This window comes from Brevundimonas vesicularis, assembly GCF_900445985.1.
GTDB classification, from domain to species: domain Bacteria; phylum Pseudomonadota; class Alphaproteobacteria; order Caulobacterales; family Caulobacteraceae; genus Brevundimonas; species Brevundimonas vesicularis_D.
Window position 1 is genome coordinate 1,523,510 of sequence record NZ_UAQP01000014.1, and the last position, 19,162, is coordinate 1,542,671.

General features: G+C 67.7%; 15 protein-coding genes. 4 read left to right on the top strand and 11 right to left on the bottom strand.

Features of this window, described 5'->3' with window-relative positions; translation table 11 throughout:
- Positions 1–109 precede the first annotated feature (109 nt).
- Positions 110–1,255 (top strand): mechanosensitive ion channel family protein, encoded by a 1,146-nt coding sequence (locus DT343_RS16605; RefSeq protein WP_112863753.1) that lies wholly within the window; start codon positions 110–112, stop codon positions 1,253–1,255.
- On the opposite strand, the gene DT343_RS16610 is transcribed toward DT343_RS16605, so the two are convergent.
- The 7 genes from DT343_RS16610 to DT343_RS16640 all read right to left on the bottom strand — a co-directional run bounded on the left by DT343_RS16610 (position 1,224) and on the right by DT343_RS16640 (position 8,674).
- Complete coding sequence (locus DT343_RS16610) at positions 1,224–1,637, bottom strand: surface-adhesin E family protein (protein WP_112863754.1); 414 nt, start codon at positions 1,635–1,637, stop codon at positions 1,224–1,226. The genes DT343_RS16605 and DT343_RS16610 overlap by 32 nt on opposite strands.
- Entirely contained in the window at positions 1,634–5,071 is a 3,438-nt protein-coding gene (gene smc, locus DT343_RS16615) for a chromosome segregation protein SMC (RefSeq protein WP_112863755.1), read from the bottom strand. The genes DT343_RS16610 and smc overlap by 4 nt, the downstream gene beginning before the upstream one ends.
- Positions 5,072–5,083: 12 nt before the next feature.
- Positions 5,084–5,695 carry a thioredoxin domain-containing protein gene (locus DT343_RS16620; protein WP_112863756.1) on the bottom strand — a complete coding sequence of 204 codons (612 nt, stop codon included), beginning with the start codon at positions 5,693–5,695 and terminating at the stop codon, positions 5,084–5,086.
- Between the two features lie 15 nt (positions 5,696–5,710).
- Complete coding sequence (locus tag DT343_RS16625) at positions 5,711–6,355, bottom strand: DsbA family protein (RefSeq protein WP_039246870.1); 645 nt, start codon at positions 6,353–6,355, stop codon at positions 5,711–5,713.
- 107 nt (positions 6,356–6,462) lie between these two features.
- Complete coding sequence (locus DT343_RS16630; protein WP_258522617.1) at positions 6,463–6,858, bottom strand: response regulator; 396 nt, start codon at positions 6,856–6,858, stop codon at positions 6,463–6,465.
- Positions 6,859–6,917: 59 nt separating this feature from the next.
- Positions 6,918–8,012, bottom strand: a complete 1,095-nt coding sequence (locus DT343_RS16635) for a PAS domain-containing protein (RefSeq protein WP_112863757.1) — start codon at positions 8,010–8,012, stop codon at positions 6,918–6,920.
- A gap of 107 nt (positions 8,013–8,119) precedes the next feature.
- The gene (locus DT343_RS16640; protein ID WP_112863758.1) at positions 8,120–8,674 is read right to left on the bottom strand and encodes a DUF721 domain-containing protein; all 555 of its coding nucleotides are present in this window, start codon (positions 8,672–8,674) and stop codon (positions 8,120–8,122) included.
- A 20-nt stretch (positions 8,675–8,694) separates the two neighbouring features.
- Here DT343_RS16640 and mutY point away from each other — a divergent pair, with 20 nt between their 5' ends.
- On the top strand, positions 8,695–9,744 hold the full coding sequence (gene mutY, locus DT343_RS16645; protein WP_112863759.1) for an A/G-specific adenine glycosylase: 1,050 nt from the start codon (positions 8,695–8,697) through the stop codon (positions 9,742–9,744).
- A gap of 3 nt (positions 9,745–9,747) precedes the next feature.
- On the opposite strand, the gene DT343_RS16650 is transcribed toward mutY, so the two are convergent.
- The 4 genes from DT343_RS16650 to DT343_RS16665 form a co-directional block, all read right to left on the bottom strand.
- Positions 9,748–11,895: an amylo-alpha-1,6-glucosidase gene (locus tag DT343_RS16650; protein ID WP_112863760.1), complete on the bottom strand. Its 2,148-nt coding sequence runs from the start codon at positions 11,893–11,895 to the stop codon at positions 9,748–9,750.
- 150 nt (positions 11,896–12,045) lie between these two features.
- Positions 12,046–13,161, bottom strand: coding sequence for a glycosyltransferase family 4 protein (locus DT343_RS16655; protein WP_112863859.1), 1,116 nt, complete (start codon positions 13,159–13,161; stop codon positions 12,046–12,048).
- A gap of 210 nt (positions 13,162–13,371) precedes the next feature.
- Positions 13,372–14,448: a site-specific DNA-methyltransferase gene (locus DT343_RS16660; RefSeq protein ID WP_112863761.1), complete on the bottom strand. Its 1,077-nt coding sequence runs from the start codon at positions 14,446–14,448 to the stop codon at positions 13,372–13,374.
- A 122-nt stretch (positions 14,449–14,570) separates the two neighbouring features.
- A complete protein-coding gene (locus tag DT343_RS16665) occupies positions 14,571–16,658 on the bottom strand; it encodes a catalase (protein ID WP_112863762.1) in 2,088 nt (695 codons plus the stop codon).
- A 182-nt stretch (positions 16,659–16,840) separates the two neighbouring features.
- Here DT343_RS16665 and murC point away from each other — a divergent pair, with 182 nt between their 5' ends.
- Positions 16,841–18,253: a UDP-N-acetylmuramate--L-alanine ligase gene (murC, locus tag DT343_RS16670; protein ID WP_112863763.1), complete on the top strand. Its 1,413-nt coding sequence runs from the start codon at positions 16,841–16,843 to the stop codon at positions 18,251–18,253.
- A complete protein-coding gene (murB, locus tag DT343_RS16675; protein ID WP_112863764.1) occupies positions 18,250–19,149 on the top strand; it encodes a UDP-N-acetylmuramate dehydrogenase in 900 nt (299 codons plus the stop codon). Before murC ends, murB begins: the two co-directional genes overlap by 4 nt.
- Positions 19,150–19,162 lie beyond the last annotated feature (13 nt).

Below are 19,162 nucleotides of genomic sequence, written 5' to 3' on the forward strand. Positions count from 1 at the left end.
CGAAGAAACCCCTCCGTCACGGCGCAAAGAGCGCGCCGCGCCACCTCCCCATCGCTTCGCGACAGGGAGGAGACATCAACCCTCTCGGCCCTGACGCGTTAGGAAGCTCATGCCTCCCGAAATCATCGCCGTCACCCGCCAGATCCGCGCCCTGTGGCACCGGTTCGACTGGCTGCCCGAATGGGCGGTCATCGGCCTGGTCCTGCTGGTCTTCGTCGGCGGCGGCTGGCTGACGCACAAGATCGTCTTCGCCATCCTGCGTCGCGTCGTTCGGAATAAGGATCTCTTCTGGCGCGGCGTGGTCGAACGCGCCCGGGTCAAGCTGCGCGTCCTGATCATCATCATCGGCATCGGCATCGGCGTGACCGTCTCGCCGATGGATCCCGCGCCCTCGGCCGACATCCGAGCGGTGCTGCTGTTCCTGTTCATCCTGACCCTCGGCTGGATGGCGTCGGGCGTGCTCGACATGTGGTCGGTCATGCACCTCAAGCGGTACAATATCGCCGTCGAGGACAATCTGCTGGCCAGGAAGCACCTGACCCAGACCCGCATCCTTCAGCGGGTCGCCAAGGTCGTGCTGTTCATCGTCACCGTGGGCCTGGCCCTGATGACCATCGCCGGTTTCCGCCAGTGGGGCGTCAGCCTGCTGGCCTCGGCCGGCGTGGTCGGCATCATCGCCGGTCTGGCGCTTCAGCCGATCCTGACGAACATGGTCGCCGGCATCCAGATCGCCCTGACCCAGCCCATCCGCCTGGACGACGCCGTCATCGTCGAGAACGAGTGGGGCAATGTCGAGGAGATCACCTCGACCTATGTGGTGGTCAAGCTGTGGGACTGGCGCCGGATGGTGCTGCCGCTGTCCTACTTCATCACCAAACCCTTCCAGAACTGGACGCGCGAGAACGCCCGCCTGATCGGCACAGCCTTCTTCTATGTTGACTACGAAGCGCCCGTCGACCGGCTGCGCACCGCCTTCGAGGGCATCGTCAAGGCGTCCAAACATTGGGACGGCGACGTGCAGGTGATGCAGGTCACCGACATCACCGAACGCGTGCTTCAGGTTCGATGCCTGGCCAGCGCCCGCTCGGCCCCGGTCGCCTTCGACCTGCGCTGCGAGATCCGCGAGAAGCTGATGGCCTTCATGCGCGACGAATGCCGCGAGGCCCTGCCGCGCGACCGCATCGAATGGCCGCAAGGGTCGGACAAGCCCGCCGAGGGGGCCGTCAATCCGCCAGCGCCCTTTGTCCCTGGCTGATGGCCTGCTCCAGCGTCAGCGCTTGAGCCGGCCGTTCGACCCCGCAGGCGATGGCCAGCAGCTCGGCTGCATCCCCGCCCGGCGCGGCGTCATAGGCCGGGGCGGCGTCCGGGGTCGCCGGCCCTTCTGTCCCGTCCGCCTTCAAAGAGGAGAAGTCCAGCCGATCCGCCGTCCTCGCGCGGCAGTCGAACGCCCACCGCGACCAGCCCCCGACATAGGTCACGTCTCCGACCTTGAACCCGGCCTCGGTCACCTGCAGTTCCCGCATCCGCGCCACGTCGCCCTCGCGTTCGATCGAGGCGGCGTCGGCATAGATGGCGAACCGTCCCACGCCGGTCGGGACCAGCTGCGGATCGGCGAGCGCGAGCAGCAGGGCGATCATGCGACCAGGGTCTCCGCCTGTTTCAGGTCCACGCTGACCAGCTGGCTCATGCCGCGTTCGGGCATGGTGACGCCGTACAGCCGGTCCATCCGGCTCATGGTGACGGGGTTGTGGGTGATGACGATGAAGCGGGTGTCGGTGCGGCTGCGCATCTCGTGCAGCATCCGGCAGAAGCGGTCCACGTTGGCGTCATCCAGCGGCGCGTCCACCTCGTCCAGCACGCAGACCGGCGCCGGGTTGGCCAGGAAGACGCCGAAGATCAGGGCCGCCGCCGTCAGCGCCTGCTCGCCCCCGCTCATCAGGCTCATGACCGACAACCGCTTGCCGGGCGGGCAGGCGTAGATCTCCAGCCCCGCCTCCAGCGGGTCGTCGCTCTCGACCAGCTTCAGCTCCGCCTGACCCCCGCCGAACAGGGCCTCGAACAGGGTCTTGAAGTTGGCGTTGATGACGTCGAACGCCGCCACCAGCCGCTCACGGCCCTCGGCGTTCAGCTCGTCGATGCCGTCGCGCAGCTTGGCGATGGCCTGGGTCAGGTCGATCCGCTCCGACTTCATGCTGTTCAACCGTTCGCCGTATTCGACCGCCTCGTCCTCGGCGCGCAGGTTGACGGCCCCCAGGGCCTCGCGTTCGCGCTCCAGCCCGTAGAGCAGGCTCTCGGCGCCGGCGGCGTCGGGCGGGCGGGCGATGGCGTCGTCCGTCAGCTTCTGACCCAGCTCCTGCGGCGACATCTGCGCCGTCTCGCGCAGGGTGGTCTCGGCCTCGGCCAACTTCTCGGCGGCGGCTTCGGCGCGGGCGGACAGGCCGGCGCGGGCCTCGCGGGCCTGCGACGCGGCGGTCTCGGCGGTGCGCGACGCGCGGTCGGCCTCGGTCGCCTCGGTCTCGGTGACGGCCATGGCGTCCGACGCCGCCTGTTTCCTCTGTTCGGCGGCGACCAGCGTGTCCAGCAGCTTGCCACGCTGTTCAGAGAAGCCCTGGGGCGCGACCTCGGCCTGCTTCAGCAGGGCGGCCGTCCGGTCGGCGTCCTTGGCCAGGGCGGCGACGCGGCCGGCGCTGTCCTTGGACCGCGTGACCCAGCCTTCGCGCGCACGGGTCAGGCTGCCCAGCCGCTGCTCGCGACCCTGACGATCGCGAGCCTCGGCATCACGGTCCGAGCGGGCCGTCTGGGCGGCGGTGCGGGCCGCGTCGGCCGTGGCGCGGGCGGCGGTCAGTTCATCGCGCAGGCCGGCGATCGTCTCGGACGGGGCGTCGGTAGTCTGGGCGGCGTCCAGGGCGGCTTGCGCCTCGGCTGCGTCGGCCGCCAGCCGGCTCACGGTATCGTCCAACGCCTGGGCGCGGGCCTCGCGTCGGGCCTGCTCGCGGGCCAGGGTCTCGACGCGGTCGCGGGCGGAGGTCACGGCCTTTTCGGCGGCGAAGGGCTTCAGGCGTGCGGCCTTGACCGTCTCTTCGGCGGCGCGAAAGGCTTCCGTCGCCAACTTCTGGGCCGCCTGCGCCTGATCCAGCGCTGGTCTGCCCTTGTCGATCTCGGCTTCAAGCTCGGCCAGGCGCGTGCGCTGGGCCAGCCGCACGGCGGCCGGGCGCGGCGCCTCGGCGCGGCTTACGAACCCGTCCCAGCGATAGAGGTCGCCCTCGACCGTCACCAGGCGCGCGCCGGGCGGCAGGGCCTGAGCCAGCCGGGCCGCGTCGGCCGTCGGCGCCACGCCGCACAGGGCGAGGCGCGCGGTCAGCTGTTCCGGCGCCTGAACATGCTCCGCCAAAGGCGTGATCCCGGCGGGCCAGGACGGGGAGGGCGCGTTCGCCCCTCCCCAATAGGCGGCGGCTTTGGCGTCCAGGGCCGCGTCCAGATCGTCGCCCAGGGCGGCGGCCAAGGCGGCTTCGAACCCCTTGTCGGCCCGCACCTGGTCCAGGGCGGGAGGATGGTCGCGCTTGCCGGTGACCAGCAGTTGGGCCAGGCCGCGCGCCTCGGTCTGAAGTCGGCCCAGCCGGTCCTCTGCGGCGCGCGCGGCGGTGCGGGCCTCTTGTTCGGCGCGGGCCAGGTCGCCGCGTGTGGCCTCAGCCGCCTCGACGGCGTCGCGCGCCGCGGCGAGGTCGGCCTGCGCGGCTTCCAGCGCCTGGCGGGCGGTTTCCAACTCGGGCGTTTCCAGCGGCCCCATAGCCTCGCGTTCGCGTCGGGCCTGATCGTGCTGGGCGGCGACGCGGGCCAATCGGGCCTCGGCGTCGCGCTTGCGGGCCGTCTCGGCGTTGGCGCGGGCCTCGACGGCGGCCAGCATCCCCGCCAGCCGTTCGACCTCGCCGTCGGCGGCCTTGCGGGCGTCCTCAGCGGCGGTCAGGGCCTTGTCCAGTTCGGGGCCGCTTTCGGGGGCGGCGGCGATCTCGGCCTTCAGCCGGCTCAGTTCGTTGTCGAGCCGGTCCAGTTCGCGCTGGGCCTCGGCGGCCATGCCGTCCTCGCGCGCAGCGTCGGCGGCGATGCGGACGGCCTCGGCCTTGAGGCGATCCACCTCCGCGCGGGCCGCCTGTTCGGCCATGTCCAGCCGATCGCGCTCCAGGCTGGCGCGGTGCAGTAGGGCGGAGGCGACGGCGTCCTCTTCCCGCGCGGGCTTCAGGGCGTCCTGGGCGGACAGGGCGGCCGTCTGGGCTGCGGCGGCGGCGGTCGTGGTGTCGGCCACCGCCCGGTCGGCGTCGCGCAGTTCGGCGGCGGCGGCCTCTGCGGCCAGACGCGCGTCGTTCCAACGCACATAGAGCAGGGCGGCCTGAAGGGCGCGGATCTCTGCTGAGATCTTCTTGTATTTCTCGGCCTGGCGGGCCTCGCGCTTCAGCCGGTTCAGCGCCGTCTCCAGCTCGCGGCCGATGTCGTCCAGCCGGTCCAGATTGGTCTCGGCGGCCTTAAGGCGCAGCTCGGCCTCGTGCCGACGGGTGTGCAAACCGGCGACGCCGCCCGCCTCTTCCAGGATGCGGCGGCGGTTCTGCGGCTTGGCGGCGATCAGTTCCGAGATCTGGCCCTGACGCACCAGGGCGGGTGAGTTGGCGCCGGTCGAGGCGTCGGCGAACAGCAGCTGGACGTCGCGGGCGCGCACCTCCTTGCCGTTGATGCGGTAGGTCGAGCCCTGACCCCGGTCGATCCGGCGCGACACCTCCAGCACGGGGCTGTCGGTAAAGGGCTGGGGCGCGCGGCGTTGCGCGTTGTCGATGGTCAGGCTGACTTCGGCGTGGCTGCGCGGAGGACGCCCGGCAGCCCCGGCGAAGATGACGTCGTCCATCCCCTGACCACGCATGGCCTTGGCCGAGTTGGCCCCCATCACCCAGCGCAGGCTTTCCAGGACGTTGGACTTGCCGCAGCCGTTGGGGCCGACGACGCCGGTCAGGCCGGATTCGATATGCACCTCCGCCGGATCGACGAACGACTTGAAGCCGACGAGCCGGAGGCGCTGGAACTGCATCGTCCCGACGGACTACCGAAGCAGCGGATCGATGGCGGCCGACAGGGCCTCCATCGAATGATCCATCATCATCGTCCCGTTGATGAAGAAGGTGGGCGTCCCGGTGACGCCGGCCTTTTCGGCCCCCTCGATCTGCTGATCCAGGGCGGTGCGGACGGCGGTGGTTTCGATGCAGGTCTGAATCTGTTCGCGGGTCTTACCGCTGGCGGCGATGCCGGCGGCGAACCAGGGTTGCGGTCCGGTGACGCGCAGGCCCGCCTGATCACGCATGAAGACGGCGGCCACGTCGAAGTAGCGCTCGGGCGCTGCGCACATCGCCACGACGGCGGCGGCGGCGGCCAGATTGGCGGGCGGGGTCGGCAGATTGCGGTGAACCAGCCGGACCTTGCCGGTGTCGATATACTTGGCCTTGAAGGCTGGCAGCACGGTGTTGTGGAAGTCCGCGCAGTGCGAGCAGGTGAAGGACGCGTATTCGATCACCGTCACCCGCGCGTTCGCCCGACCCAGAACATGGTCCTGGGCCGTGACGGGCGGAGGCGCATCGGCGGCGAGCGCCGGCGCCGCCGAACCGCCGGTCAAGGCGGCGAGGGCGAAACCGGCGGCGATGAAGGCGCGTCGCATCATCTCGCTTGGCCTCGGTTACTTGGCCAGGGCCGCGTCGATGGCGGTGGACAGGTCGGCCAGGCTGGCGCCTTCGCCGCCGGGCGAGATGACCTGCGTTTCGTTGACGTAGAAGGCGGGGGTGCCGGTCACGCCCTGGGCGCGGGCGGCCTGAACGCGCTTCTCCATGGCGGCGACGGCGTCCTTATCGGTGACGCAGTCGTTGAACTGCTGCTCGGACAGGCCGGCGGCCTGGGCGGTCCGCAGCAGCCAGTCGCGCGGCGAGGACGTCAGCATCTCCTGCTGCGTCGCCATCAGCTGGTGGACGACGTCGAAATACTTGTCCGGACCGGCGCAGCGCGCGACCAGGAAGCCGGCGGTGGCGGCGTCGACCGGCGGCGTCGGCAGTTCGCGGAAGACGTAGCGGACCTTGTTCGTGTCGACGTATTTGGCCTTGAACGCCGGCCAGGTGTTCTTCTGCCACAGGGCGCAGTGGGGGCAGGTGACCGAGGCGTATTCGACCACGGTGACCTTGGCGCCTTCGGGCGCGCCCAGACCCATGTCGCCTTCGGCCGCACCCTTGGCGCCGCCGCCGCAGGCCGCCAGAGCCATGGTCGCCAGTGCGGCGCCGGTGATGGCCGCACGACGGCTCATGCGGGCGAAGCGGGATTCAGTGTCGGCCATGAAGGTTCCTCGGATCGGATCGTTGGCGATGATCGCGCGATTCCCCGGGAATGGCGCAACCCTGAACTAGTCTGGAACAGGTGCGGCGAAGTTTTGTCAACAGCGCCTTATCCGCGCGCCCAGGCCCGATCGATCGCCGGTGCGGGGATGAAACTTTGCGGCCTGTCCTGACGCGGCGGCGGATCGCTTAGACCCTGCTGAATGAAGCGCATCGCCGACAGCAGGCCGGAACGCGAGAAGGGCTTGGGGATCACGCCATGCGCACCCAAGAAGTCCTCGGGGATCATCTTGGGGTTGGCGGTCAGGAACACGACGGCGGTCGACGGCCAGCGATCCTTGATCAGGCGACAAACGTCCAGGCCGCTGGAGTTGTCCGCCAACTGGATATCGACGAAGGCGATATCGGGCGGGGCATCGAGCGACAGAGTCTCGACCTCGCTCAGCGACATGGCCTCGGCGACCAGCCGGTGGCCCTCATCCTCGAGCATGGCCTCGAGATCCATCACGAGCAGGCCTCGTCCTCGACGACAAGGACGTCGAAGTGGGCCCCAGCGGCGCCCACCTAGCCGCTCACGGGGAAGTCGACGACCGCGCGTGTTCCGGGTTCGGCCGGCAGCCACAGCGTCTTGCCGCCGATCTGTTTGGAGAGACGACCGATCAAAGTCTTGCCCAATCCCTGATGCGCGGCGCCGGGAATGCCGGGTCCGTCGTCCTGAACAACGACCTGGCCGCCTTGTTCCGTCTTCTTGGCCGAGACGATCAATCGGCCGCCCCGATGATCGGCGAAGGCGTGCTTGATCGCATTGGTCAGCAGTTCGTTGATGATCAGGCCGATCGACGAGGCGTGGGTCGAAGGGATGAACATCGCCTCGACATCGACGGAGACCTCGATGTCGCTGCGTCCCGTCGATCCGATGACATCGGCGACCAGGGTGTTGGTGAAGGCGCCGACGTCGAACTGGGTGACGTCCTCGGACTGGTAGAGTTTGCGGTGAACGGTCGCCAGGGCGTCCACCCGCTCCAGCATGGAATCGAGGGTCGCGGTCAGGGCCGGATCGGACAGGGAGCGCGATTGCAGCCGCAGCAGCGAACCGATCATGGTCAGGTTGTTCTTGACCCGGTGATCGACCTCATGAAGCAGCAGGGTCTTGGCCGTCAGCGCTTCCTGCAGATCGGCGGTGCGGGCGGCGACCTCACGCTCGACGACGGCTTTCTGCTTTTCGACCAGGACCTGAGCCTCGACGCGTTCGGTAACGTTCAGCTGAGAGGCGAAGAAATACTCGATCTCGCCCTCGGCGTTGCGCACCGGGCTGATGAACAGGGCGTTCCAGAAGGTGCTGCCGTCCTTGCGATAATTCAGCAGGTCGACATGAATGTCTTTGCCGGCGTCGATCGCTTCGCGGATGCTGGCTACGGAGGCTTTGTCCGACTTGGGGCCTTGGAGGAACCGGCAGTTCTGCCCGATGATTTCGTCGCGTTCGTAACCCGTCAGGTCCTGGAAGGCCTTGTTGACGAAGACGATCGGGTTATCGGGCAGGCGCGGATTGGTGATGACCATCGGCATGCGCGTGCCACGAACGGCCGCCGCAAACGGGTCGCCTCGACCCATCTCGTGCTCCACGAGCTCGGTCAGTCGCCAATCGTCTTGTTGCTTCATCGAGGCTAGGTGTCCAGGCGCGCGACCGGGACATGCCGTGCGGAATTCTCATCTTTACCGTCCCTACCTACAGCAGGCGAGAAGACCTGCCAACCGAGGGGCAGAGTTCAGTCCGTGTCGATGTCGGAGCGCGACAGGGCGACGCGGCCCAGCCGGGCCAGGGCGGCGCGCAGATCGTCGGGGGCTGAAGCGATCGATGCGGCCAGATCGGCCTCGGCCTGGGCGGGCAGGGGCGGCGGCTTGGCGCTGCGTTTGGGACGGGCGGCGGCCTCCTTCAAAGGGGCGACCGGACCTTGGGCGATGCGCAATCGATCCACCGTCCCGGCGCCCAGGAACAGGTTGACGCGGGCCAGAATGTCTTCGGACTGATGCTGGATCAGCAGGGCGGCGGCGCCGACGACGCGCAACTCCAGCACGCCCGGCTGGCCGCCCTTGCCCTTGGTCAGCTTCTGGGGGCGGGTGACACGGGCCAGGCGATCGCCGACGATCTCACGCCAACGGGGCTCCAGCGCGCCAGCGCCGCGTCCGAACTGCTCGTCCAGCTTCTTGATCAGGGGCGTCAGCGCCTTGCCCGCGCGCGGCGCCGGTCGGGGGACCGGACGGGTGCGGCGGCGAGACAGGATCTCGCGGACCTCGGCGTCTGTGGGCAGCGTGCGGCGCATGGGTCTATATAGCTCGACCGATGCCTGACGTCTCTCCCGACATAGACCTGATCCGCTCCCGGCTGCTGGCCTGGTACGACGCCCATGCGCGCAGCCTGCCGTGGCGGGCCGTCGTAGGCGCGCCGCGGACCGAGCCGTACCGCGTCTGGTTGTCGGAGGTCATGCTGCAGCAGACGACCGTGCCGCATGCGACGCCGTATTTCCACGCCTTCACCACGCGCTGGCCGACGGTCTCGGACCTGGCGGCGGCCGAGGATGCGGAGGTGATGGGGGCCTGGGCCGGGTTAGGCTACTATGCGCGTGCGCGCAACCTGCTGGCCTGTGCGCGGGCGGTGGCGGGCGAGCATGGCGGCGTGTTTCCGGACACCGAGGCGGCGTTGCTCGCCCTGCCGGGCGTCGGCGCCTATACGGCCGCAGCCGTCGCCTCCATCGCCTTCGACCGTGCGGCCAATGTCGTGGACGGCAATGTCGAGCGGGTCATGGCGCGTCTGTTCGCGGTCGAGACGCCGGTCCCCGCCGCCCGGCCCGAGCTGAGGCGACTGGCCGGCCTGTTCGTCACCCATGAGCGGCCCGGAGACTGGGCGCAGGCGCTGATGGATCTGGGCGCCACAGTGTGCCGGCCCAAGTCGCCGTCGTGCGGGACCTGTCCGGTAGCCAGCGAATGCCTGGGTCTGGCCACGGGCGACCCGGCCCGGTTTCCGATGAAGACCAGGAAGGCGGAGCGGCCGCATCGGCGGGGCATCGCCTATGTGCTGGTTGACGACCAGGGGCGTGTCGCGGTCGAGACGCGGTCTGAAAAGGGACTGCTGGGCGGAATGCTGGGCCTGCCGACCAGCGACTGGGCGACGGGCGATCCTGCTGCTGCAGCGCCGGTCGCGGCCGAGTGGCGCCAAGCGGGGGCGGTGGAGCACGTCTTCACCCACTTCAGCCTGACCCTGACGGTGATGACGGCGCGCGTCGATGCAGACGGCCCCTATCGCTGGATGCCGATCGAGGCGGCGCGGGCCGCCCTGCCGACGGTCTTCGCCAAGGCGCTGGACCGGGCGAGCGCGCCTGATCTGTTCGGCTGACCCCTATCGCAAAGTGCGGATCGAAACCTTGCCCTGCTTGTGGCGGGGGATGACCACCGCGCGCCCGTCGGCGTGCTGGATGTTCAGATCGACGACGGCGCCGCCGACTTCCAGGCCGGTGATCTTCAGACGATCCAGGCCGGCGGGCAGGACGGGGTCGGCGAGATCGACTGTCTCGGTCCAGGCGTCGATCGAGAGGCCCAGCGTCGCCTGAAGCATCAGGAAGACCGATCCCGCCGCCCAGGCCTGGGGCAGACAGGCGACCGGATAGGCAATGGGCGGCTCGCCCGGCTCACGCGGGAAGCCGCAGAACAGTTCAGGCAGTCGCAGGTGGAAGTGGGCGGCGGCAGCGTAGATCTCGGCCAGGATTTCCGCGACCGCGTCGCGCTCGCCGTAAGCCGCCATGCCGGCGGCGGCCATGGCGGTGTCGTGCGGCCAGACCGAGCCGTTATGATAGCTCATTGGATTGAAGCGGGCCTGTCCGACCTCCAGCGTGCGGATGCCCCAGCCGGTGCGGAACTCGGCGGTCAGCAGGCGTTTAGTAACGCGCCGCGCGCGTTCCAGCGACGGCAGGCCGGTGAATAGCAGGTGCCCGGCGTTGGAGGCGATGGCGCGACATTGCTGGCCGTCGCCGTCGAGGGCCACGGCGTAGAAGCCCTCGTCCTCCATCCAGAACTTTTCCTCGACCAGAGAGCGGACCTGTTCGGCGCGCATCCGCCATTCGGTCGTGCGGTCGTCGTGCAGGCGCTCGCCCAGATCACCCAACGCCTTCCAGGCGGCGAAGGCGTAGCCCTGAACCTCCAGAAGCGCGATCGGACCCTTGGGGAAGCGGCCGTCGGCGTGGAAGATGGAATCCTCTGAGTCCTTCCAGCCCTGATTGGACAGGCCGGTGTCGGCGCCGCGCTGATAGTCGATCAGGCCGTCGTTGTTGCTGTCGCCATAGTCGCGCATCCAGTCGGCGGCCGCGATCAGATTGGGCCAGAGCTTGCGGATCAGATCGAGATCGCCGGTGCGGTTCGCGTAGGCGCCGGCCAGGGCCACGAACAGGCAGGTGGTGTCGACCCCGCCATAGTAGAGACCGAACGGCACCTCATGCAGGGCGCTCATCTCGCCGCCGCGGGTCTCGTGCATGATCTTGCCGGGCTGGCTGTCCCGATAGAGCGAGGTCTCGGTCGCCTGGCGCGAGGCCAGATAGGTCAGCACGCCCTTGGCCAGCGACGGATCCAGCCACAGCATTTGCCAAGCCGAGATGATGCCGTCGCGGCCGAACGGCGTGGAGAACCACGGCGTGCCCGCATAGGGATAGGGGCCGGTCGGCAGGTCTGTGGTCAACAGCGCCATGTCGGCGCGCGACTGGTCCAGCCAGTCGTTGAAGCGCGGGCTGCGCGGGCCGCGCACCGAGGCGCCGCGCCGGCGTTTGGCGCGCATGGCCAGGCGGGCCTGGATGGCGTTCTGGCGCCAGCGATCGGCGTCCGGCGTCTCGCAGGCGTTCACGCCGCATTCGATGAACAGGTCCAGCGAGCGGCCCTTGGGCAAGCTGAACATGAACTCGGCGCGTTGATGCGTCAGGCGCGCGGGCGGTTCGGAGAAGGCGATGCAGCTGGATCGATCCACGTCGTCCAGGCCGGTGTAGCGGAAGGTGACGCGACGGCCGTCTGTGGTCGGCGTGTGGATGGTTCCGCGCTTGGCTCGCGGCGTGCCGCGCACCTGGAAGATATCGAAAAAGTCCGCGCCGAAGTCGAAGGCCAGCGGCAGCAGGATGTCCTCCACCCCGTGATTGACCATGCGGATACGCTCGAACATCCGCCGGTTCCACAGGAAGCGCCGGCGCTCGATATGCAGGACGCCGGCCGGCGCCGATCGGCCGCCCATCGGGGGCAGGGGACGATTGGTGGTGTGGCAGGAGAAGAAGACGTTGTCCTGGCTGACGCCGGACGACAGGCGCGACGGCTTCAGCAGGCCGACGGTCATCGCCCAACGCGACAGGACGCGGGTGTCGCCTGCGAACAGGCCGTCGGCGCCGCCCTTCATGTCGCCCCATCCGTCGGCGACCAGGAAGGTATCGCCTTCCTTCAGCGCCATCAGCTGCTCGAGACCCGTGGCCTCGACCGATTCACCGGCGGTCAGTTGAGTGGAATAGGCGTCGTCCATGCGGTCTCTTCCCCGTCGTTGTGAGGCCTTGGCCGAACGTGTCGCACCCGAATACGGCGCTCAGGGGCCGCTTGAGAGATGAAATGAAACAGGCGGCAGAGGGTTCACCCCCGCCGCCTGTTTTTCTTGGGTAATCGTAGGCTGCGACGCTTATGCGATGGCGGCGAAGCTGCGGTCTTCTTCGAGCGGACGCAGCGGGGTGACGACATTGTCCAACGCGGCTTCCGCGAACGGACGGCGCGCCAGTAGGTCGCCGTAGACGTCCAGATAACGCCGGGCCATGGCGGTGGCGGAGAAGCGCAAGTCGAAGCGCGCGCGTACAGCCTCGCGGTCCAGCAGATGGACGCGCCCGGCCGCAGCGATCGCCTGCTCCATCGTGTCGACGAGGAAGCCTGTGGCGCCGTCTTCGATGACCTCGGGCGTCGAACCGCAGCGGAAGGCGACGACCGGCGTGCCGCAGGCCATGGCCTCGATCATCACCAAACCGAACGGCTCCGGCCAATCGATAGGGAAGAGCAGGGCTTCGGCGCCGCCGAGGAAGGCGGACTTCTGATGGTCGCCGATCTCGCCGATGAACTCGATCAGCGGATTGCCCTCGACCAGCGGGCGGATCGTCTCTTCCCAATAGCGTTTGTCGGCGGCGTCCACCTTGGCGGCCATCTTCAGACGCTTGCCGAGTTTGGTGGCGATCTCGATGGCGCGGTCGGGGCGCTTCTCGGGCGATATGCGACCCAGGAAGGCCAGATAGCCCTCGGACTTCGGCGAGAAGATATATTGTTCGCCAGGCATTCCGTGATGGACGGTGGCCTTCCAGTTGGCGAAATGCAGCGGCTTACGCTGATCGTCGGAGATCGAGACCAGGCCGAACTCGCTCCAGCGCGCATAGACGCCGGGCAGGTCCTTCATATCCAGACGGCCGTGCAGGGTCGTCAAAGTCTTGTCCGCATATTTCTGGAACAGCGGGAAGTGGACCATGTCTGTGTGGAAGTGGATCACGTCGAATTCGTCGGCGCGGTCCAGAACTTCGCCCAGCATCGACAGGTGGGCGGCGAGATCGGATTTCAGCGGCGCCGGATCCAGGCGGATAGCCTGATCGCGCACGGGCACCAGACGCGCCTTGGTCTGGGCGTCGGCGCTGGCGAACAGCGTCACGTCGTGCCCCAGCTCGACCAGGGCGTCGGTCAGATGCGCGACCACACGCTCCGTACCGCCATACAGCTTGGGAGGCACGGCCTCGTACAGCGGGGTGATCTGCGCGATTTTCATGGTGATGTGCTCCGACACCGCATCTTGGCGGGCCGTTGACATCAATGTTCTCGCAACTGCGAAGTTCCATCGCAGGCAGCGAATTTTCACATAGGTTTCGAGGGGTTACAGCGAAGCTGATCCACATTTCGTGTGCGAAATCGTACGTATCGGCGACAGATTGCCAGCTAAGTGATTGATGTGGCTTATGCGACGCGTCGTCGCAGCGGCTTATATCGCGGCGCGAACTTCCGAGCGGAGGGCGTCGATGGATTTCAGCCCCTGATCGGTCTTGAAGCGCCAGTAGGTCCAGCCGTTGCAGGCCGGCGCATTCTCCAGCAGCGCGCCCAGCTTGTGGATTGAGCCGCTGAGCGAGCCGTGGACCAGCGAACCGTCCGCGCGAACCCGCGCCTCGCGCTCGCCCTTGGGGCAGTACAGGCGGTCGCCGGGTTGCAGCAGGCCAGCCTCGACCAAGGCGCCGAACGGCACCTTGGGCTCGGCGCGCTTGGAGCCTGTGACCATCAGGTCCTCGGGGCGGGCAGGGATGACCGAGGCGATGCGGGTTTCGGCGACCTCGGCATAGGTCTCGTCACGCTCGATGCCGATGTAGTGGCGGCCCAGGCGTTTGGCGGCGGCGCCGGTGGTGCCGGTGCCGAAGAAGGGATCCAGGATCACGTCGCCGGGGCGCGTCGCCGACAGCAGGACACGGTGCAGCAGGGCTTCGGGCTTCTGGGTCGGATGGGCCTTCTTGCCGTCGGCGTCCTTGATCCGCTCCTCACCCGTGCACAGGGCGAAGGTCCAGTCGGAGCGCATCTGGGTGTCTTCGTTGAAGGCCTTTAGCGCATCGTAGTTGAAGGTGTAGCGCTTCTGATCGCGCGACTTGGCGGCCCAGATCAGGGTCTCATGGGCGTTGGTGAAGCGGGTGCCCTTGAAGTTCGGCATCGGGTTGGACTTTCGCCAGATGATGTCGTTCAGCACCCAGAAGCCCAGGTCCTGGATCGCGGAACCCAGGCGGAAGACGTTGTGATAGCTGCCGATCACCCAGATCGAGCCCTCGGGCTTCAGCACGCGGCGGCACTCCGCCAGCCAGGCGCGGGTGAAGGCGTCGTATTCGGCGAAGCTGGCGAACTTGTCCCAGTCGTCGTCGACCGCATCGACCTTGGAGTTGTCGGGACGGAGCAGATCACCGCCCAGCTGCAGGTTATAGGGCGGATCAGCGAAGACCATGTCCACCGAGGCGTCGGGAAGGCTCTTCAACACCGCGATGCAGTCGCCACGATGAATGACGTCGGTCTTAAGATCGGACATGGAACGCGGTCTCGCAACAATGAGACCGCTATGGTGAATCCTTACGGTTAAGGCAGTGTTGAAATCCGCCCGGTCCCGTCATCCCTCCCCTTGCGAGAAGGGATGATGGGCACGACTGCGCGTCACGCCAGCATGCGCACCTTGGGCTCGCGATCCCATTGGCGGGTGCGGGCGGGGGCGAGGAAGCCTTTGGCGTCCTTGGACAGATCGATCACGCCGGTGTCCGGCTCGACGCCCGCCTTGTCCAGCAGGGGCTGAGCCTCGGGCGTGTGGCCGATGGCCTTGAGGTGGCCGAAGGCGTCCTTGGCGAAATCGACTGCGGCGCCTTCTTTCAGCATCTGGGCGCAGCCGTCCTCGGACAGAACGATCGCCACGGCGTCGAACAGGACCGACGGGCTGCCGGCCAGCTGACCGTCTGCCGCCAGCGTCTTGCCGCCCTTCAGCTTTGCGCCGCCGATCTTGGGCGCGACGATGAAGACCGAGCCGCCGTTGCCTTCAACCACCGCTTTCACGGCGTCGACGATCGCGCCGTCCGAGCCGTCGGCGACCAGGATGGCGACCTTTCGGCCCTTCAGGGTGTCGGGATATTTGCCGACGATGCGCAAGGCAGGCGAAGCGTCCAGATCGATGGGCGCCACACCGGGGTCCGACGCCTTGGGCAGGGGCAGGTTCAGGCCGTCTGCGACCCGCTGGGCCAGGGTTTCATCGACGTTCTGCAGATTGGCCAGAACACGCTCGCGAACGTGAGCGAGCGACACCTTGGACAGTTCAAAGACGATGGCGCTGGCCAAATGGGCCTGTTCGATCTCGGTCTGGGAGCGGAAGAACAGTCGCGCCTGGCTGTAGTGATCGGCGAAGCTTTCGGCGCGCAGCCGGACCTTTTCGCCCTCGACTGGAACAGGCGCGGTGCGGAAACCGCCCTTGGGATCTTCACGCGGGCCGCCGTCCTCGCCCGCTTCGGCCAGGCTGTTGGGCTCGTAGTTGGCGCGGCCCTTGGGCACAGCCATCTGCATATGGCCGTCGCGCTGGAAGTTCTGGAAGGGGCAGCCCTTGGCCTGGTTGATCGGGATTTGGTGGAAGTTGACCGTGCCCAGGCGCGACAGCTGGGTGTCCTGATAGGAGAACAGCCGCCCCTGCAGCAGCGGATCCTCCGAGAAGTCGATGCCGGGCACGATGTTGGTCGGCAGGAAGGCGACCTGTTCGGTCTCGGCGAAGAAGTTATCAGGGTTGCGGTCCAGGACCATGCGGCCGATCACGCGGATCGGATAGTCTTCCTCCGGCACCAGCTTGGTCGCGTCCAGAATGTCGAAGGGCAGGGCGTCGGCCTGTTCCTGGGTGAACAGTTGCACGCCAAACTCCCATTCGGGGAAGTCGCCCTGATCGATGGCCTCATACAGGTCGCGACGGTGATAGTCGGGGTCTGCGCCGGCGATCTTGACCGCCTCGTCCCAGCAGGTGGATTGCGTGCCCAGCTTGGGCCGCCAGTGGAACTTGACCAGCGTCGCCTCGCCTTCGGCATTGATCAGCCGGAAGGTGTTGACGCCGAAGCCTTCCATCATACGCAGGCTGCGCGGGATGCCGCGGTCGGACATGGCCCACATGACCATATGCATGCTCTCGGGCATCAGGCCGATGAAGTCCCAGAACGTGTCGTGGGCGCTGGCCGCCTGGGGATAGCCCTTGTCGGCCTCCATCTTCACTGAGTGGATCAGGTCCGGAAACTTGATCGCGTCCTGAATGAAGAAGACGGGGATGTTGTTGCCGACCAGATCCCAGTTGCCCTCGGTCGTATAGAATTTGACCGCAAAGCCGCGCACATCGCGCGGCGTATCGACCGAGCCCGCGCCGCCGGCGACGGTCGAGAAGCGGGTGAACAGTTCGGTCTTCTTGCCGACCTCGGTCAGGATCTTGGCCGTGGTGAAGTCCGACAGGCTTTCGGTCAGTTCGAAGAAGCCGTGGGCAGCCGAGCCGCGGGCATGAACGATCCGCTCAGGAATACGCTCGTGGTCGAAATGCTGGATCTTCTCGCGGAGGATGAAGTCTTCCAGCAGGGTCGAGCCGCGCGGCCCGGCCTTGAGCGAGTTCTGATTGTCGCTGATCGGCGTCCCGTGATTTGTGGTCAGGCGGGTCTCGGGCGTCGAGGCGGTCTGGTGCACCTCGCCGGCGTTGCCGATCATCGGCGCGCCGGCCGGCTTTGCGTTCTTGGCCATCTTGGGAGTCCTTTGGAGCAGCGGCGCAAGCGGGAGCCGCGCGCGTTCCCGAAGACAACTCGGTGGAGGCGCAATAGTTCTGTGCGAGTTCGTGCACAGCCGCGCCCGATCGCCCCTAGAAAAGTTCGCTCCGTGTGCGGCGCGCCCTTCGCAGGAGGCGAGGCGGCGTTTATGAGGCGAAAATGATCGCACGCCTTCGCCCCGTCCCGTTCGACCTCGGTCCCGTTCATTTCGTCGGCATCGGCGGTATCGGCATGAGCGGCATCGCCGAGATCATGCTGAAGATCGGCTATTCGGTGCAGGGCTCTGACGCCAAGGCGAGCGCCAATACCGAGCGACTGGAACAGCTCGGCGCCAAGATCTTCATCGGCCACGACGCCGCCCATGTGGGCGAGGGCGTTTCAGCGGTGGTCTATTCGACGGCGGTCAAGGCCGACAATCCCGAGATGAAGGCGGCCCGCGAGCGCCGCATCCCGCTGGTGCGCCGGGCCGAGATGCTGGCCGAGCTGATGCGGCTGCAGTTCTCGATCGCAGTGGGCGGCACGCACGGCAAGACGACGACGACCTCGATGGTGGCGGCCCTGCTGGATGCGGCGGGCCTGGATCCCACGGTGGTCAACGGCGGCATCATCAACGCCTACGGCACCAACGCCAAGGTCGGCGACGGCGACTGGATCGTGGTGGAGGCGGACGAGAGCGACGGCAGCTTCCTGCGCCTGAAGTCGACGGTCGCCATCGTCACCAACATCGATCCCGAACATCTGGATCACTACGGCGACTTCGACGGGGTGCGGAAGGCGTTCGTGGATTTCGTCGAGAACATCCCCTTCTACGGGTTCGCCGCGGTCTGCCTGGACCATCCGGAGGTGCAGAAGCTGGTCGCGGCCATCGATAACCGGCGCCTCGTCACTTACGGCACGAACCCGCAGGCCATGGTGCGGGCTGAAAACTGCCAGATGGGACCGGACGGCGCGCGTTTCGACGTTGTGATCCAGAACGGCGAGACGCACCGCATCGAAGGTCTGCACCTTCCGATGGCCGGCTGGCACAATGTGTCGAACGCCCTGGCCGCCATCGCTGTGGCGCGGGAACTGGACGTGTCGGACGACGCGATCCGCACCGGTCTGGCCGGGTTCGGCGGGGTCAAGCGGCGCTTTACCACCACCGGCGTCGTGGGCGGCGTCCGCATCGTCGATGATTATGGCCACCACCCGGTCGAGATCGCCGCCGTGCTGAAGGCCGCACGCCAGGTGACGGAAGGTCGCGTCATCGCGGTGGTTCAGCCGCACCGCTACACGCGCCTGCGCGATCTGATGGACGAGTTCTCGACCTGCTTCTCGGACGCCGACAGCGTGATCGTCGCCGACGTCTATCCCGCCGGCGAACAACCGATCGAAGGCGTGGACAAGCACGCCCTGGCCGACGGCGTGCGCCGCTACGGCCATCGTCACGTGCAGGCCCTGGAGAAGGCCGCCGTCCTGCCACGCCTGATCAAGGACGAGGCCAAATCCGGCGACGTCGTCGTGCTGCTGGGCGCCGGCGACATCACCAGCTGGGCCTATGGCCTGCCGGCGCAGCTGGAGGCTCTGGCGTGATCGCTCTGCCCGAAGTGCGCGGCAAGCTGCTGCGGAACGAGCCGCTCGCGCCCTATACCTGGTTCCGGGTGGGCGGCGCGGCCGAGGCGCTGTTCATTCCGGCGGACGCCGAGGATCTGGCGGATTTCCTGAAGGCGCTGGACCCGGCCGTGCCGGTGACGGTTCTGGGCGTCGGATCGAACGTCATCGTCCGTGACGGCGGGGTCGAGGGCGTGGTGATCCGCCTGGCGGGCCGCCCGTGGGCGCAGATCACGACGGACGGCGACACGGTCACGGCCGGCGCGGGCGCGCTGGACTCGATGGTCGCCAAGGCCAGCGCCAAGGCGGGAATCGCCGGGCTGGAATTCTACGCCGGCATTCCGGGAACGATCGGCGGCGCCCTGATCATGAACGCCGGTTGCTACGGCTCCGAGACCAAGGACGTGCTGGTGTCGGCCTGGGGCCTGACGCGGGCGGGCGAGCGGGTCGATTACGCTCTGGCCGACTTCGGCTACACCTATCGCCATTCCCAGGCGCCGGCCGACATCGTCTGGATCGAAGCGACCTATCGCGGCACGGCCGACGAACCCGAGGCGGTAGCGGCCCGGATCTCCGAGATCACCAGCCGTCGCGAGACCACCCAGCCGATCCGCGAGAAGACGGGCGGCTCGACGTTCAAGAACCCGCCTGGCCATTCGTCGTGGAAGCTGGTGGATGAGGCCGGCTGGCGCGGCAAGCTGCACGCCGAAAACGGGGGAGGGGCCAAGTTCAGCGAACTGCACTCCAACTTCATCATCAATCCCGGCGAGGCGACAGCCGCCGACATCGAAGGCTTGGGCGAGGCGGTGCGCGCCGATGTCCTGGCCAAGACCGGCGTTCAGCTGGAGTGGGAAATCAAGCGGATCGGCCGACGCTGATCGGCGGTTGCGC